The organism is Buttiauxella cochleicola, from assembly GCF_021283185.1.
Taxonomy (GTDB): domain Bacteria; phylum Pseudomonadota; class Gammaproteobacteria; order Enterobacterales; family Enterobacteriaceae; genus Buttiauxella; species Buttiauxella massiliensis.
The window spans coordinates 73720-89764 of the sequence record NZ_JAJSOS010000006.1; the positions used below are offsets into that span (position 1 = coordinate 73720).

General features: G+C 49.2%; 16 protein-coding genes. 13 read left to right on the top strand and 3 right to left on the bottom strand.

What is annotated here, in order from left to right:
* Nucleotides 1–9: 9 nt before the first annotated feature.
* The 5 genes from yceG (at nucleotide 10) to ptsG (ending at nucleotide 5208) form a co-directional block, all read left to right on the top strand.
* Nucleotides 10–1032 (top strand): cell division protein YceG, encoded by a 1023-nt coding sequence (gene yceG, locus LVQ76_RS10715; protein ID WP_151992589.1) that lies wholly within the window; start codon nucleotides 10–12, stop codon nucleotides 1030–1032.
* Nucleotides 1022–1660: a dTMP kinase gene (gene tmk / locus LVQ76_RS10720; RefSeq protein WP_151992588.1), complete on the top strand. Its 639-nt coding sequence runs from the start codon at nucleotides 1022–1024 to the stop codon at nucleotides 1658–1660. The genes yceG and tmk overlap by 11 nt, the downstream gene beginning before the upstream one ends.
* A complete protein-coding gene (gene holB, locus LVQ76_RS10725) occupies nucleotides 1660–2667 on the top strand; it encodes a DNA polymerase III subunit delta' (protein WP_232921600.1) in 1008 nt (335 codons plus the stop codon). Before tmk ends, holB begins: the two co-directional genes overlap by 1 nt.
* A gap of 11 nt (nucleotides 2668–2678) precedes the next feature.
* Nucleotides 2679–3473: a metal-dependent hydrolase gene (locus LVQ76_RS10730; RefSeq protein ID WP_151992586.1), complete on the top strand. Its 795-nt coding sequence runs from the start codon at nucleotides 2679–2681 to the stop codon at nucleotides 3471–3473.
* A 301-nt stretch (nucleotides 3474–3774) separates the two neighbouring features.
* Entirely contained in the window at nucleotides 3775–5208 is a 1434-nt protein-coding gene (gene ptsG, locus LVQ76_RS10735; protein WP_232865532.1) for a PTS glucose transporter subunit IIBC, read from the top strand.
* Nucleotides 5209–5446: 238 nt separating this feature from the next.
* On the opposite strand, the gene fhuE is transcribed toward ptsG, so the two are convergent.
* Nucleotides 5447–7636, bottom strand: coding sequence for a ferric-rhodotorulic acid/ferric-coprogen receptor FhuE (gene fhuE / locus LVQ76_RS10740; protein ID WP_232921601.1), 2190 nt, complete (start codon nucleotides 7634–7636; stop codon nucleotides 5447–5449).
* A 367-nt stretch (nucleotides 7637–8003) separates the two neighbouring features.
* Here fhuE and hinT point away from each other — a divergent pair, with 367 nt between their 5' ends.
* The 8 genes from hinT (at nucleotide 8004) to LVQ76_RS10780 (ending at nucleotide 14110) form a co-directional block, all read left to right on the top strand.
* On the top strand, nucleotides 8004–8360 hold the full coding sequence (gene hinT, locus LVQ76_RS10745; RefSeq protein ID WP_034494554.1) for a purine nucleoside phosphoramidase: 357 nt from the start codon (nucleotides 8004–8006) through the stop codon (nucleotides 8358–8360).
* A gap of 4 nt (nucleotides 8361–8364) precedes the next feature.
* Complete coding sequence (locus LVQ76_RS10750) at nucleotides 8365–8739, top strand: YcfL family putative periplasmic lipoprotein (protein ID WP_151995516.1); 375 nt, start codon at nucleotides 8365–8367, stop codon at nucleotides 8737–8739.
* Between the two features lie 55 nt (nucleotides 8740–8794).
* Nucleotides 8795–9391, top strand: a complete 597-nt coding sequence (gene lpoB, locus LVQ76_RS10755) for a penicillin-binding protein activator LpoB (RefSeq protein WP_233337966.1) — start codon at nucleotides 8795–8797, stop codon at nucleotides 9389–9391.
* Nucleotides 9369–10199, top strand: a complete 831-nt coding sequence (gene thiK, locus LVQ76_RS10760; RefSeq protein ID WP_232921602.1) for a thiamine kinase — start codon at nucleotides 9369–9371, stop codon at nucleotides 10197–10199. The genes lpoB and thiK overlap by 23 nt, the downstream gene beginning before the upstream one ends.
* 15 nt (nucleotides 10200–10214) lie before the next feature.
* Nucleotides 10215–11240 carry a beta-N-acetylhexosaminidase gene (gene nagZ, locus LVQ76_RS10765; protein WP_232921603.1) on the top strand — a complete coding sequence of 342 codons (1026 nt, stop codon included), beginning with the start codon at nucleotides 10215–10217 and terminating at the stop codon, nucleotides 11238–11240.
* Nucleotides 11241–11286: 46 nt separating this feature from the next.
* Nucleotides 11287–11829 carry an alpha/beta hydrolase YcfP gene (gene ycfP / locus LVQ76_RS10770; protein ID WP_034494636.1) on the top strand — a complete coding sequence of 181 codons (543 nt, stop codon included), beginning with the start codon at nucleotides 11287–11289 and terminating at the stop codon, nucleotides 11827–11829.
* 225 nt (nucleotides 11830–12054) lie between these two features.
* Nucleotides 12055–13359, top strand: coding sequence for an NAD(P)/FAD-dependent oxidoreductase (locus LVQ76_RS10775; RefSeq protein WP_034456136.1), 1305 nt, complete (start codon nucleotides 12055–12057; stop codon nucleotides 13357–13359).
* Nucleotides 13360–13573: 214 nt separating this feature from the next.
* Nucleotides 13574–14110: a glycine zipper 2TM domain-containing protein gene (locus LVQ76_RS10780; protein ID WP_232921604.1), complete on the top strand. Its 537-nt coding sequence runs from the start codon at nucleotides 13574–13576 to the stop codon at nucleotides 14108–14110.
* Between the two features lie 69 nt (nucleotides 14111–14179).
* Here LVQ76_RS10780 and LVQ76_RS10785 read toward each other — a convergent pair whose 3' ends face one another.
* Both LVQ76_RS10785 and LVQ76_RS10790 read right to left on the bottom strand, forming a co-directional pair.
* Nucleotides 14180–15334, bottom strand: coding sequence for an MFS transporter (locus LVQ76_RS10785; RefSeq protein ID WP_232921605.1), 1155 nt, complete (start codon nucleotides 15332–15334; stop codon nucleotides 14180–14182).
* Nucleotides 15335–15412: 78 nt separating this feature from the next.
* Nucleotides 15413–16015, bottom strand: coding sequence for a TetR/AcrR family transcriptional regulator (locus tag LVQ76_RS10790; protein WP_064517944.1), 603 nt, complete (start codon nucleotides 16013–16015; stop codon nucleotides 15413–15415).
* Nucleotides 16016–16045: the final 30 nt, after the last annotated feature.

Here is a 16045-nt window from a genome sequence, read left to right on the forward strand (position 1 = left end):
CGATTAACGATGAAAAAGATGCTACGTTTCTTTCTGCTGCTGTTAGTGGTATTTGGCGTGGCGGCAGGCGTTGGCTTATATAAAGTCCGTCAGCTCGCCAACAGCCATCTGACCATTGCGCAAGAAACCATTTTTACCCTTAAACCTGGAACCGGGCGCCTGGCGTTGGGTAAACAGCTTTATGATGAAAAGCTGCTAAACCGCCCGCGTGTATTCCAGTGGCTGCTTAAAGCTGAACCCGATCTCGCGAAATTTAAAGCGGGTACTTACCGCTTTACGCCGCAAATGACAGTGCGTGAGATGCTCAAACTGTTAGCGAGCGGCAAAGAAGCGCAGTTCCCTATTCGCTTTGTGGAAGGGACTCGCCTGAGTGACTGGCTTAAACAATTGCGTGAAGCGCCATACATTCAACACAAGCTTAAAGATGACAGCTATGCGACCGTCGCCGAGGCATTAAAATTCGAAAACCCGGAATGGGTTGAAGGCTGGTTTTTCCCTGACACCTGGCTGTACACCGCAAACACCACAGATATTGCCCTCTTAAAGCGTGCCCATGAGCGGATGCTCAAAGCGGTGCAGGTTGCCTGGGATGGTAAAAAAGAGGGGCTACCGTACAAAACGCAAAATGATTTGGTCACTATGGCCTCGATCATCGAGAAAGAAACGGCTGTTGCAGCAGAGCGCGATCAGGTCGCATCGGTGTTCATCAACCGTCTGCGTATTGGCATGCGTCTGCAAACTGACCCTACGGTAATTTACGGCATGGGTGAAAGCTACAACGGTAAGCTGTCACGTAAAGATCTTGAAACGCCTACACCGTATAATACTTATGTGATTAGCGGTATGCCGCCTGGGCCAATTGCGATTCCAGGCAATGCATCGCTACAGGCTGCCGCTCACCCTGCGAAAACGCCGTATCTCTATTTTGTCGCTGATGGAAAGGGCGGCCACACATTCAATACCAACCTTGCTGGCCATAACCAGGCTGTGCAGGTGTATATCAAAGCGCTGAAGGATAAGAATGGTCAGTAAATTTATCGTCATTGAAGGGCTCGAAGGAGCAGGGAAAACTAACGCGCACAATGTGGTAGTTGCGACTTTAAAAGAGCTGGGAGTAACCGATCTGGTGTTCACGCGTGAGCCCGGCGGTACCCCTCTTGCTGAGAGATTGCGCGAGCTGACGCTGAACAACAAAGGTATCGGTGATGAAATCGTTACTGATAAAGCCGAAGTGCTGATGTTCTACGCGGCACGTGTGCAACTGGTGGAAACGGTTATCAAACCGGCATTGTCACGTGGTGCCTGGGTGATAGGCGATCGCCATGATCTCTCTACTCAGGCTTATCAGGGCGGTGGTCGTTGCATCGATCAGGAATTACTGATGGCACTGCGTAACACCGTGCTTGGTGATTTTTACCCGGACCTGACGATTTATCTTGATGTCACGCCAGAAGTGGGTCTGACACGTGCGCGTGCGCGTGGCGAGCTAGACCGCATCGAACAGGAGTCTGTCGACTTCTTTAACCGCACCCGTGCGCGTTACCTTGAACTCGCAGCAGCCGACAGCCGTATTCATACGATTGATGCAACACAATCGCTGGATGAAGTGTCGCAAGACGTGCGTAACGCCGTACTTGAGTGGGCTAAGGGGCTGGTGTAATGAAATGGTATCCATGGTTACGCGCGCCGTTTGAGCAAATACTCAGCCAGTATCAGGCCGGGCGTGGGCACCATGCATTACTGCTTCATTCATTGTCCGGTATGGGTGATGACGCGTTAATTTACGCGCTCACCCGCTGGTTGATGTGCCAGAAACCACAAGGGAGTAAAAGCTGCGGCCAGTGTCGCAGTTGCCAGTTGATGCAGGCCGGTACGCACCCGGACAGCTATGTGGTTGCACCCGAGAAAGGCAAATCAAGTCTCGGGATTGACGCCATCCGCGAAATTACAGAGAAGCTTTACAGCCACGCTCAGCAGGGTGGGGCAAAAGTCGTCTGGATTGAAGATGCCGGGCTGCTCACTGAGGCTGCTGCCAATGCGCTGCTGAAAACCCTTGAGGAGCCGCCAGCCAACACTTGGTTCTTCCTCGGTTGCCGTGAACCGGCGCGTTTACCCGCCACACTCCGAAGCCGCTGCCTGTACTGGTATTTGACTCCACCGGATGAAAATTTTTCCCTTGCCTGGCTTGTGCGGGAAATCACGCTTGATAACGCACAATTGCGTGCTGCGTTACGTTTAAGTTCTGGAGCACCAGCAGGCGCTTTGGCGTTGCTGCAACCCGAGCAGTGGAAACATCGGCAGTTGCTGTGTGACAAACTCAATGAGGCCTGTGCGACTAAAAACATGCTGGCGTTATTGCCTGCGTTAAATAGCGATGATGCAGCTGTCCGTGTTCACTGGTTATGCTCTCTTTTGGTTGATGCACTAAAATGGCAGCAAGGGGCTACACCTTGGTTGACCAATGATGACCAACACACATTGGTAGCAAACCTTGCCTCCAGCGCAACCCCCGCGATGCTACAAGCTATACTGCATAGTTGGTTTTCATGCCGTGAAACACTGTTAAGTGTTGTGGGTGTGAACCGAGAATTAATGCTGACTGAACAATTGCTCACCTGGGAGCGTTTAATGCAACCGGGTGCTGTCCTTCCTACCTTCCATCTTTAAAGAGTATTTGTATGTTCCTGGTTGACTCACATTGCCATCTTGATGGCCTCGATTATCAATCCCTACACAAAAGCGTCGATGATGTCCTGGAAAAAGCTGCCGCGCGCGATGTGAAGTTCTGCCTTGCAGTTGCGACGACGCTAGAAGGTTATCGCGATATGCGTCAGTTGGTGGGCGAGCGCCAGAACGTAGCTTATTCGTGTGGTGTACACCCGCTAAACCAGGCCGAAGAATATGATGTTGAAGAACTTCGCCGCCTGGCCGCAGATCCGGGTGTGGTGGCAATGGGGGAGACCGGGTTGGATTATTTCTATACTCCGGAAACCAAGCCACGCCAGCAGGAATCATTCCGCCATCACATCCAGATTGGCCGCGAGCTTAACAAACCAGTGATTGTTCATACCCGTGATGCTCGTGCCGATACCCTGGCCATTCTGCGCGAAGAGAAAGTGACAGACTGCGGTGGGGTACTACACTGTTTTACGGAAGATAGAGAAACTGCTGGAAAATTGCTCGACATGGGCTTTTACATCTCTTTCTCCGGCATTGTGACCTTCCGCAATGCTGAACAACTCAGGGATGCGGCGCGTTATGTGCCACTGGATCGCATACTGGTGGAGACTGATTCACCTTATCTTGCGCCAGTACCGCACCGCGGTAAGGAAAACCAACCGGCAATGACGCGCGATGTAGCGGAATATATGGCGGTACTGAAAGGTGTTTCACTTGAGGAATTGGCCGTTGCGACGACAAAAAACTTCGCCACTTTGTTCCATATTCCTGACTCCCGCTTGCAATCCGCATGATAAATCAGACTTATTTTAAAGCTCGTAATTAATTATCTAAGCGAGTAAAGTTCACCGCCATAAAAATGGCGGTGAAGGCTGTTTTTGTAACATTCAGATACGCATAATGTAAACTTATGAAAGTTTTTCACTGGGCTGTTTGAGAAACGTGATAGCCGTCAAACAAACTTTCTTCGATTTATTTTACTCTGCGTAATAAATCAAAAGGCACTTAGATGCCTGTTAATGGGCTGGATCTCCCCCCAGACCGATGCGCATAACGCGTAAAAAAAAGCACAAATACTCAGGAGCACTCTCAATTATGTTTAAGAATGCATTTGCTAACCTGCAAAAGGTGGGTAAATCGCTGATGTTGCCAGTATCCGTACTGCCTATCGCAGGTATCCTGCTGGGCGTCGGTTCTGCAAACTTCAGCTGGCTGCCAGCAGTGGTTTCTCATGTTATGGCGGAAGCGGGCGGTTCAGTATTCGCCAACATGCCGCTTATCTTTGCTATCGGTGTGGCGTTAGGCTTCACGAATAACGATGGCGTTTCTGCGCTGGCTGCTGTAGTCGCTTACGGCATCATGGTTAAAACCATGGCAGTTGTTGCACCGTTGGTTCTGCATCTTCCTGCAGAAGAGATCACCGCAAAACACCTGGCTGATACCGGTGTTCTGGGCGGGATCATCGCGGGTGCGATCGCGGCCTACATGTTTAACCGTTTCTACCGTATCAAGCTGCCTGAGTATCTGGGCTTCTTCGCCGGTAAACGTTTCGTGCCGATCATCTCTGGTCTGGCTGCGATCTTCATGGGCGTTGTGCTGTCCTTCATCTGGCCTCCAATCGGTACGGCTATCCAGACCTTCTCTCAGTGGGCTGCATACCAGAACCCGGTTGTTGCGTTTGGTATCTACGGCTTCATCGAGCGCTGCCTGGTACCATTCGGTCTGCACCACATCTGGAACGTTCCATTCCAGATGCAAATTGGTGAATACACCAACGCTGCAGGTCAGGTATTCCACGGCGATATCCCACGTTATATGGCAGGTGACCCAACTGCGGGCAAACTGTCTGGTGGCTTCCTGTTTAAAATGTACGGTCTGCCTGCTGCGGCTATCGCAATCTGGCACTCAGCTAAACCTGAGAACCGTGCAAAAGTCGGCGGTATCATGATCTCCGCTGCGTTGACCTCGTTCCTGACCGGTATTACCGAGCCAATCGAGTTCTCCTTCATGTTCGTCGCTCCAATCCTGTACCTCATCCACGCGGTGCTGGCAGGCCTGGCGTTCCCAATCTGTATCCTGCTGGGTATGCGTGACGGTACTTCGTTCTCACACGGTCTGATTGACTTCATCGTGCTGAGCGGTAACAGCAGCAAATTGTGGCTGTTCCCAATCGTTGGCTTGTGCTACGCGGCTGTGTACTACACCGTGTTCCGTGTGCTGATTAAAGCGCTGGACCTGAAAACTCCAGGTCGTGAAGACGCAACTTCAGAGACTACGACCACTTCCACAAGCGAAATGGCACCAGCTCTGGTTAGCGCTTTCGGCGGTAAAGAAAACATCACTAACCTGGATGCGTGTATTACCCGTCTGCGTGTTAGCGTGGCCGACATTTCTAAAGTCGACCAGGCTGGCCTGAAGAAATTGGGTGCAGCAGGTGTAGTTGTAGCTGGTTCAGGTGTTCAGGCAATCTTCGGTACTAAATCCGATAACCTGAAAACTGAAATGGATGAGTGGATCCGTAACAGCTAAGAAGTCGTTGGGGAGAACTGAGGGAGGCCATTGGCCTCCCTTTTTTATTGCCATCACATAGCCGTCATATTTCAAGTCGCAGGGGTGTTGGCTGCGTTCTCTCACCCCGGTCACTTACTTTAGTAAGCTCCGGGGATTCGTTCTCTTGCCGCCTACCTGCAATCTGAATTATTTAGGCAATATTGTGGAAATTAATTTGCTTTGTAGGGCGGATAACTTGCGTCATCCGCCATTGAGATTAGAAAGCGTAATTAGCGCTTACAGAGAAGTTGCGTGGTGCGCCGTAGACGATGGAACGGCTGTCGATGTTGGTGTCGTAAGTTTTATCGAACAGGTTATCGAGGTTCGCCTGCATGGAGAATGCTTTTGTAACCTGATAACGGGCAAACAAATCAACCAACGCATAACTGCCTTGTTCCGAACGGAAAGTACCACCCGGTACTGGAACATCCGCCCACACATGATCTTGCCAGTTAACACCACCACCCACTGTTAGCTCGCGCAGTGTCGGGATGCGGTAACTGGTGAACAATTTAACTGAAGTGCGAGGCAGGTTAGGGTTAACCGCTTTACCATCGCTGTCTTCTGCAACATAGCGTGTTGCACCAAATGTCATCTGCCAGTCATCAGTCAGCGCGCCGTTGATCTCAAACTCCACACCTTTACTTACGGTACCATCAGCTTCACGGTAGGCTGTCTCACCGTTGCTGTCTGGAATTACCATGCCGGTCGATTGCGCGAGGTTATCTTGCTCAATACGGAAGATGGCAAGAGACGTGGTCAGGCGGCTATTCATCCAGTCTGATTTCACACCTGCTTCATAGTTATTACCGGTGATGGGGGTGAGGTAGTTGCCTTGCTCATCGCGTTCGGTTTGCGGCTTAAAGACTGAGGTATAGCTTGCGTAAGTTGACCAGTCATCATTGATATCAAACACCACACCGGCGTAAGGCGAGGTGTTATTTTTTTCAAGTTCCTGGGTCAGGGTATGCAGGTTGTATTTGGTATAACGCGCGCCGACAATCACGTGCAGAGGGTCGGCGAGAGTAATACGGGTTGCCATATAAGCAGACTTCTGGCGAACCGTATCTTCCTGAGCGAGACTCAACGGTGTCCAGTTGGTTTCCGGGAAGTTACCGTCATAGTCATTGTAATTACCTAACTGGGTATCGCTGATATTTTCCCAGGAGCTGTAATAGGTGTTGTTCTGTTTGGTATAGCTGGTGCCAATCATTAGTTCATGCTGGCGGCCAAAGAGCTCATAAGAGCCATTGGCAAAGGTATCGAGAGCATCAACTTTGCGTTTACCTGTGTTGTAACCCGTGCCACCCACATAGGGGTAGGATGCGCCATATGGGCTAACCATCATGCCGCTGTTCTTATCTACCAGTCCATCCAGGTAAAGCTGCTTACTCTCGAGGTCCATTTCCGTGTGCGTACCGTTCACCGTGAGCTGCCAGTCATTGCCCAACTTTTGCTTCAGAGTGACGAAGGTGCGCTGCGATTCTTTGTCGTTGTAAGCCCATTCAGGGGCCGTGCTGTAACTGCGATCCGGATCAGTTTTGCTGCCATCGGTGTTCCAGCGCGGAATGCCACCCCAGGTCGGGCTGTTAACGTTGGTTTCCTGATAGTCATAACCGACTGAGAAACTGGTGGCCTCGGTCAAATCCGCATCGAGCACACCATAGAAGAATTTTTTCTTCTGATTGTAGCGGTCAAGCCAACTGTCGTTATCCTGGTAACCTGCAACCATGCGGCCGCGAACATTACCGTTGTCGGTCAGTGGCGTAGACATATCAGCAACATAGCGCTGTTTATTCCAGCTTCCATACTCTGCCGAAACGTTGGTCTGGAATTCACGGCTATCGGCATGTTTACGTACCATATTGACGGCGGCTGAAGGGTTACCGGAACCGGTCATCAGGCCATTAGCACCACGGACAACTTCAATCTGCTGATACATCGCGGTATCGGTCAGGGCGTCGCCCAGGTTCCAGCGCGATTCAAACAGCGTTGGGATACCATCGACCATGTAGTTGTCTATTAAAAATCCGCGCGAGTAGAAGTTGCTACGGTCGGAGTCGGCAACACTTTCGGATATACCCGTGGTGTTTCTCAGTACATCGCCCAGTGACTCCAGATTCTGGTCCTGCATGCGCTGTTCGCTGATGATGCTAACGGACTGCGGAATATCACGCGGTACCAGCAACATTTTCGTCCCGCTGGTGGTGGTTTTAACACTGTAATCCTTATCTTCTATATCGGGTGTATTGGACACCGAGTTTTCGACAACCAGCGTTTCTTCTGCATTTTGAGTGGCGGAGAAAGCGGTAGAAGGAAGGAGTGCGAAAGCAATACAGGATGCCAGCATAGAAATAGCGCTGGCAGGTGCGCGCTGCCCATCCCTGGTAGAAATGGTTAAAGACATCTTAAAACCCTTATGAATTGTTGGAGGTTGTGTCTCAGTGCCAAAGGAGTCCGGTCACGGAGTACATTGATTGTTTGCGATTTTACATATGTCATACGAATGAAAATGCAAATGAGAAATATACTCATTCATTGATAGGCTGTAAACATATGTTACAGCCCAAATGAAATATCGTTTTAATCACGAGAAGTGCAGGGTTTACGAAAGATCTGAGAAGCTGGTTGCCCAAAGAGTGATAAAGAAATAATGGGTTAAGGTTGAAAGAGCACGAGTAACTCGCTCATACTCTTACGTTATGCCTTTAAGCCTGTGCGCGCAGTGGCTTAAACGAGCAAATAGCCAGCAATTAATGAATAAAGGTAACGTCATGGCCGAAGAAACTATTTTCAGTAAAATTATTCGCCGCGAAATTCCGGCAGATATCGTTTATCAAGATGAGTTAGTTACTGCATTCCGTGACATATCTCCGCAGGCTCCTACCCACATCCTCATTATTCCGAACATACTGATCCCAACAGTGAACGATGTCACTGCCGAGCATGAATTGGCGCTGGGGCGCATGTTGACCGTTGCTGCAAAAATTGCTGAGCAAGAAGGGATTGCTGAAGATGGCTATCGTCTGATCATGAACTGTAATCGTCATGGCGGGCAGGAAGTCTATCATATCCACATGCATCTGCTGGGCGGTCGCGTGTTGGGGCCGATGTTGGCGCATAAAGGATAAGTTGATGAAAAATAACCCGCTGTTAATGCTATTAGCCGTCGTTGTGATGGCAGGGTGTAGCTCTAAACCTGCTATCCCTGTCAACGATGGGCAAACGCTGGTCATGGAGGCATCTGTGCTGGCGGCGGGAGTCAGTGCTGAAAAACCTGAAATTTCAACTGACAAGGGCGCCACTGTTTCTCGCAGCCAGCTATATAATGAACAGTCTAACCCAGTCATCATCAACTATCGTTTCTATTGGTATGACGAAAAGGGTCTTGAGATTCATCCTCTCGAGCAGCCGCGTACGATTACGTTACCAGCGAAATCAAGCGTTTCGGTGTCATCCATAGCCAGTTATCCAGACGCACATAAAGTTCGTCTTTCTCTCTCTTTGTAAGGGGTGAATTTTGATTAAGGGAATCTATCGTTATCTGGTTATTCTCGCTGCGGCGATGATTTTATCCGGGTGTATTAACCGTGGTGAAGCGCCTGCACCTGTGGAAGAAGTAAAACCTGTTCCGCAGCAACCAGTAGAGCCGCAACCAACTGTTCCAACAGTGCCAACTGTACCCACTCAGCCAGGCCCGATTGAACAACCACAGCCAACCATTCCTGCGACACCAAAAGTGCGCAGCTACGATTGGGGCAGCACCATGCAGCCGATGGTTGGAAAAATGCTGCAAGCCGATGGTGTGACAGCTGGTGAAGTCTTACTGGTGGACAGCGTAAATAACCACACTAATGGTTCACTGCAAACCAGCAAAGCGACAGAAGCACTACGTGGTGCGCTGGAAAACAATGCCAAATTTACCCTTGTTTCAGCACAACAGCTTTCGCTGGCGAAACAGCAATTAGGGCTATCACCGCAAGACAGTCTTGGATCGCGCAGTAAAGCGATTGGCATTGCCCGTAATGTTGGCGCGCAATACGTGCTCTACAGTAACGCCAGCGGTAATGTGAACGCCCCAACGCTGAAAATGCAGTTGATGTTGGTACAAACTGGCGAAATTATCTGGTCAGGAAGCGGTGCTGTACAACAAACTCAATAATTCGACACTGCAACGTGTGATTGAGAAATACCTTCCGGCGGCTCAGGCCGCCGGTTGCTTTTCTCATCTTCAGGGATTAAGCGGCGGCAGTCTGCATTTCACCCTTGGTAGGAAAGAGTATGTTGCCCGGCATCAGCTTGCGGCGCCAATGCCTGGGGTTTCTCTCAGCAGACAATATCGGGCACTGAGGCGTATTCCTACCGGAATAGGGCCTCGGCCCGTTTGTCTGGCAGAAGGCTGGCTTATTGTTGAATGGCTGAATGGGGAGGTGAAATCGGAACTCCCCTCACTGCAAGCGCTCACTTCGTTGCTGTATGATTTGCATCGTCAACACTGTTTTGGCTGGCGAATCAGTCTGTTGCCATTGCTTGAGCATTATTGGAAAAATGCCGCATCAGAACGAAGAAGTTTGCTCTGGTTGCGGTTGTTGAAACAAATGAAGCGGCAGGGTGAACCGAAGCCACTGCGTCTGGCACCACTGCATATGGATGTGCATGCCGGAAATCTGGTAAATCAGCCGGACGGTATCAAGCTTATCGACTGGGAATATGCCGGTGATGGGGATGTGGCGCTGGAGTTGGCGGCAATCACGCTGGCTAGTAACGTTGATAGTGAGCGGTTGCTTCATGCTTACGCGCAGTTAAGCCATATTCCGCCAGAGGCGTTAGCCCGACAGGTCGCACGTTGGCAACCTTGGGTCATCATGCTGATGGCATCCTGGTATGAATGCCGTTGGTCGCAAACGCAGGATAGAACATTTATAACTCTTGCAGACGAGGCCTGGAGCCAGCTGCGGGATAAGAATTGATAAAGAGAGGTTGATGTGGGTCCGGTAATGTTAGATGTGGCAGGCTTTGAGCTGGATGCCGAAGAGCGTGAAATTCTAAAACATCCACTGGTCGGTGGGCTGATTCTGTTTACCCGCAACTATCACGATCCCGAGCAACTGCGTGAACTGGTGCGTCAAATTCGCGAGACTTCCCGCAATCGTCTGGTGGTTGCCGTTGACCAGGAAGGCGGTCGTGTTCAGCGTTTTCGTGAAGGTTTTACCCTTCTACCGGCGGCCCAATCTTTTGCTGCGTTACATGGGCTTGAGCAGGGCGGCAAACTGGCTCAGGAAGCAGGCTGGTTGATGGCGAGCGAGATGATCGCTATGGATATCGACATCAGCTTCGCGCCAGTGCTGGATATCGGCCATATCAGTGCCGCCATTGGCGAGCGTTCGTATCATGAAGATCCGCGCAAAGCATTGGCTATGGCGACACGTTTTATTGAAGGCATGCATGCTGCAGGCATGAAAACTACCGGCAAACACTTCCCGGGGCATGGTGCGGTTACTGCCGACTCTCATAAAGAAACGCCGCGTGACCCGCGTGATGAAGCGCTTATCCGCGAACACGATATGCAGATTTTCCGTACGCTTATCACCGATAACAAACTTGATGCCATTATGCCTGCACACGTTATCTACACTGACGTTGACCCACTTCCGGCGAGTGGTTCCCCACACTGGCTGAAAACTGTGTTACGTAGTGAGCTTGGCTTTAACGGCGTTATCTTCTCTGACGACTTGTCGATGGAAGGGGCGGCGATCATGGGCAGCTATGCGGAACGTGGCCAGGCGTCACTGAATGCAGGTTGCGATATGATCCTGGTCTGCAATAATCGTAATGGTGCAGTGAGCGTGTTAGATAACCTGTCTCCGGTCAAAGCAGAGCGTGTTACAGGTTTGTATCATAAAGGTTCATTTACCCGTCAGGAGCTGATGTCATCAGCGCGCTGGAAGGCAGCAAACCAGCAACTTGAGGCGCTGCATGAGCAGTGGCAAGCCCACAAGGCGGGTCTTTAACTCCTCAGGCCAGACGGCCTGAATTCGTGTGGTGAGGATGGATGTAATGATTATCTATTTACACGGTTTCGACTCTAACAGTCCTGGTAACCATGAAAAGGTTTTGCAACTCCAGTTTATCGACCCGGACGTGCGGCTTATCAGCTACAGCACGCGGCATCCGAAACACGACATGCAGCATCTACTCAAAGAAGTCGACAAGATGCTGCAACTGAGTGCCGATGAGCGCCCACTGATTTGTGGCGTAGGGCTTGGCGGTTTCTGGGCGGAACGCATCGGTTTCTTGTGCGATATTCGTCAAGTGATCTTTAACCCGAATTTGTTCCCGCAAGAGAACATGGAAGGGAAAATAGACCGTCCTGAAGAGTACACCGACATTTCGACTAAGTGCGTGCAAAACTTCCGTGAGAAAAATCGCGATCGTTGCCTGGCGATTTTGTCGCGTAATGACGAAGCGCTGGATAATGCCCGTGCCGCAGAATTACTGCATCATTATTATGAAATTGTATGGGATCAGGAACAGACCCATAAATTCAAAAATATCTCACCACATTTGCAACGTATAAAAGCTTTCAAAACCCTCGGCTAACCGGGGCTTAAAGGCGTGAAAATGAAAGGGTCAGCCATGTGCTGGCCCTTTTTGTTTATCTTTTCGGCATAAAAATTTGATGCACATCAATTTTGGTATGACCAATACACCATCCATGTTATTCTTTGGTCACATTAGTGAGTTTGTTTAGGTAACTTGTTGTTAATTAAATGCTATTTACATAACCTTTAATTAACAATTGGTTAATATTTTAAGGGGGTCACTTTGACTACGCCATTAAGAAAGATTGTCATTGTCGGTGGTGGTGCTGGCGGACTTGAACTGGCCACTCAGTTAGGTAAAAAACTGGGTCGTGGAAAGAAAGCGAAGGTTACGCTTATCGACCGTAACCACAGCCATTTATGGAAACCGCTGCTGCACGAAGTGGCAACTGGTTCACTGGATGAAGGTGTGGACGCGCTTAGCTATCTGGCTCATGCCCGTAACCATCACTTCCAGTTCCAGCTTGGTTCAGTGGTTGATATCAACCGTGAAAGCAAAACGCTGACGCTGTCAGAACTGCGTGACGACAAAGGCGAGTTGCTGGTTCCTGAACGCAAAATCCCTTACGACACGCTGGTGATGGCGCTGGGTAGTACTTCCAACGACTTCAACACGCCGGGCGTGAAAGATAACTGTATCTTCCTCGATAACCCGCATCAGGCGCGTCGTTTCCACTCTGAAATGCTGAATTTGTTCCTCAAGTATTCTGCAAATCTGGGTGCCAGTGGCAAAGTAAATATTGCTATCGTGGGTGGCGGGGCAACCGGTGTTGAGCTGTCTGCCGAACTGCATAACGCAGTGAAACAGCTGCATAGCTACGGCTACAAAGGCCTGACGAACGAAGCGCTAAATGTAACGCTGGTGGAAGCTGGTGAACGTATTCTGCCTGCGCTGCCACCACGTATTTCAGCAGCAGCTCACAGCGAGCTGACTAAACTGGGCGTGCGTGTTCTGACGCAAACCATGGTGACTTCTGCGGATGCTGGTGGACTCAATACCAAAGATGGTGAATATATCGCAGCAGATCTGATGGTTTGGGCTGCAGGTATCAAAGCACCAGACTTTATGAAAGATATCGGTGGTCTTGAGACTAACCGTATCAATCAACTGGTGACTGAGCCTACGCTGCAAACCACCCGCGACCCTGATATTTTCGCGATTGGTGACTGTGCATCCTGCGCACGTCCTGAAGGCGGCTTTGTGCCTCCACGTGCACAAGCGGCCCACCAGATGGCCTCATTGGTTCTGACTAATATTCTGGCGCAGATGAAAGATAAACCGCTGAAGTCCTATGTTTATAAGGATCACGGTTCACTGGTGTCGCTGTCTAAGTTCTCAACTGTTGGCAGCCTGATGGGTAACCTGATGCGAGGCTCGATGATGGTAGAAGGGCGTATGGCACGTTTCGTCTATATCTCGCTTTACCGTATGCATCAGGTCGCACTGCATGGCTACTTCAAAACTGGCTTGATGATGCTGGTAGGTAGTATTAACCGCGTGATTCGTCCGCGCCTGAAACTGCACTAATCGCGATTAAGATTGATATTCAAACCCGGCCTTGAGCCGGGTTTTTTTATACATGGCAGCATAAAAATCCATAAATGAACATTTCATGCTTAGGATTTCTCTCAAACACATAGTTTCTGCCTATGAATCCGCATTTTTCATCCGTTGTCTGATTTGTGGAAAGCCTCCTTTGGCTGCAAAATTGTAAGCAATTGCACAATCAGGAGGATGTCCTGTGAATAAATCAATGTTAGCGGGTATAGGTATCGGTGTGGCCGCAGCACTGGGTCTGGCAGCGGTTGCCAGCATGAATGTTTTTGACCGTGGCCCTCAGTACGCACAGGTGGTGTCAGCGACACCAATTAAGGAAACAGTAAAAACACCACGCCAGGAATGCCGTAACGTTACCACCACTCATCGGCGTCCGGTTCAGGATGAAAACCGTCTGCTCGGTTCCGCGTTGGGTGCGGTTGCTGGCGGCGTGATTGGCCATCAGTTTGGTGGCGGCCGTGGTAAAGATGTTGCAACGGTGGCCGGTGCATTAGGTGGTGGTTACGCAGGTAACCAGGTTCAGGGCGCAATGCAAGACCGCGACACCTACACAACTAGCCAGCAGAAATGCAAAACCGTCTATGACAAATCAGAGAAAATGATCGGTTATGACGTAACTTATCGCATTGGCGATCAGCAGGGCAAAATTCGTATGGATAAAGACCCTGGTACGCAGATTCCGCTCAATGACAATGGCCAGTTAGTTTTAAACAAAATCTAACTGTTTTAAATTGATCGCTAAACGCCCGGTTCATTAATGAACCGGGCGTTTTAGTTACGATTCAGTAGATTAATTCCATCCCTGTTTTCCACGGCGTGCATAAGGTAAAACAGACAATAAAGCCAGAAGAGCTAATATCAGACCAATCCATAAAGCTGAACGTAATCCATACCCAGATGAAATAGCCATTCCACCTAAATAAGAACCGCCACCCAAACCAATATTAATTACCGAAGTATGAACCGCATTTACCATCGGACCTGGATGAGCCACACTAACAATACGTGCCATCATAGCCGGATTCATAGGAACGCCAGATAAACCGATAAATATGACTGCCAGAATTGCAATCGATTGATATTGTGCAAATAAGGCCATACCTAATAATGAAATGCTTAAAACAATTAACCCGACAACCATAATGGCTAAGCTATGACGATATGCCAGCCTTCCGGTTATCATATTACCCACAATGTTCGCCAGCCCATAGAGCATCAGAATAAAGGGAACTGTCTGCATATTAAAATCAGACACATCAACCAATACGGGTACGAAATAACTAAAGGCTGCGAAACTGGCACCTAAAATTAAGCAGCTTGTGGTACAGGCTTTCCAGTAAGCTTTGTTTTTAAAGGCTTTGATTTCTTCTGCCATTTTGATGGTACTACCGCCAGCCATAGGCGGTAGTAAACGCATTAATGCGCACAGGCATATGAAGACAAGAATGGCGACTAATCCAAAGCTCATTCGCCAGCCCCATTGCTGATCAATGATAGTCGCAAGCGGGACGCCAAAAACGTTAGATACCATAAAGCCAGCGATGACGATTGAAGCCGCGCGTGGACGGCTCTCCACTGGCACGAGTGCCATGCTTGTTGCCAAAGACAGACTCAAACAACCCGCGCACAAAATACCCGTCACAATTCGTATTACCACCAGAACATTGTAATCCGAGACAAACGCACTGAATCCTTGAACGATAACATACAGCCCTAATAGCCATAATAATGTTGTTCTATAGGGAGCTTTAAATTTTAGAAAAACGTAGGTTAATATTGGGCCGCCCAGCATCACGCCAAAAGCATAATAAGAGATGAGATGCCCGACTTCACCCACCGTAATATCGAATGCTTCTGATAGGGTAGACATCATACCCGCTACCATTAATTCAGCAGTGCCAAGTGAAAAAATAGCCAACCCTAAAATATAAACAACTAACGGCATAATTTTTAATTTTCTCCATGTATTGGAATGATCGTTACAAAATGAAAGGTGAAAATAGATGAATGTTTTAGATGGAAATTACAAGTTGATTAACAGGCCAACGACGACATCTTCGAGGGTTTTTCTATCTGAAATATTTTTGCTTAGAACACGTAAACCATAGTAACCCGCCATAAAACCTCTTGCCATTTCTATAGCAGAAGCTTTATTGCTTAGTTCACCATTCTGTTGACCCTCGGAAAATACCAATACCAAAGTTTGTTCTAAACGCTGGCGATATTCCCTGTTCAGGTTGGCAACTGTTCCGTCTTTACTGCCTTGCTCCAGAGCAGAAAAAAGGACCATTGCATCATGTTGTTCTGGCTGCGAGAGATCTTCGGTAATACCCCAGAGCAGAAGGGTATGTAATCGTTCTTTCACCGGACCAGATTGTGTAAGAATTGCTAGCTGTGCCGACATTGTTTGCTCATGGCTACGCAACAAAGCTTGCTCATACAGAGCCTGCTTGCTACCAAAGGCATTATATAAGCTTCCCCGCCCTAATCCGGTGCCATTGCATAAATCTTGCGCAGAGGTGCCCGCGTAACCATGAGTACTAAAAACAGCTACAGCGGCATCAATGACATCCTTGTCTTCGAACGTTCTTGGACGACCAGGATAAGTTGGTTTTTCGACACTCATAGGGAAGGGTGACTCGAAATGAGTTGAAGC

What these genes read in the sequence shown, in the direction of transcription:
- yceG (WP_151992589.1), top strand. Translation starts at nt 10, where the DNA reads ATGAAAAAGATGCTACGTTTCTTTCTGCTGCTGTTAGTGGTATTTGGC.
- tmk (WP_151992588.1), top strand. Translation starts at nt 1,022, where the DNA reads ATGGTCAGTAAATTTATCGTCATTGAAGGGCTCGAAGGAGCAGGGAAA.
- holB (WP_232921600.1), top strand. Translation starts at nt 1,660, where the DNA reads ATGAAATGGTATCCATGGTTACGCGCGCCGTTTGAGCAAATACTCAGC.
- LVQ76_RS10730 (WP_151992586.1), top strand. Translation starts at nt 2,679, where the DNA reads ATGTTCCTGGTTGACTCACATTGCCATCTTGATGGCCTCGATTATCAA.
- ptsG (WP_232865532.1), top strand. Translation starts at nt 3,775, where the DNA reads ATGTTTAAGAATGCATTTGCTAACCTGCAAAAGGTGGGTAAATCGCTG.
- fhuE (WP_232921601.1), bottom strand. Translation starts at nt 7,636, where the DNA reads ATGTCTTTAACCATTTCTACCAGGGATGGGCAGCGCGCACCTGCCAGC.
- hinT (WP_034494554.1), top strand. Translation starts at nt 8,004, where the DNA reads ATGGCCGAAGAAACTATTTTCAGTAAAATTATTCGCCGCGAAATTCCG.
- LVQ76_RS10750 (WP_151995516.1), top strand. Translation starts at nt 8,365, where the DNA reads ATGAAAAATAACCCGCTGTTAATGCTATTAGCCGTCGTTGTGATGGCA.
- lpoB (WP_233337966.1), top strand. Translation starts at nt 8,795, where the DNA reads ATGATTTTATCCGGGTGTATTAACCGTGGTGAAGCGCCTGCACCTGTG.
- ycfP (WP_034494636.1), top strand. Translation starts at nt 11,287, where the DNA reads ATGATTATCTATTTACACGGTTTCGACTCTAACAGTCCTGGTAACCAT.
- LVQ76_RS10785 (WP_232921605.1), bottom strand. Translation starts at nt 15,334, where the DNA reads ATGCCGTTAGTTGTTTATATTTTAGGGTTGGCTATTTTTTCACTTGGC.
- LVQ76_RS10790 (WP_064517944.1), bottom strand. Translation starts at nt 16,015, where the DNA reads ATGAGTGTCGAAAAACCAACTTATCCTGGTCGTCCAAGAACGTTCGAA.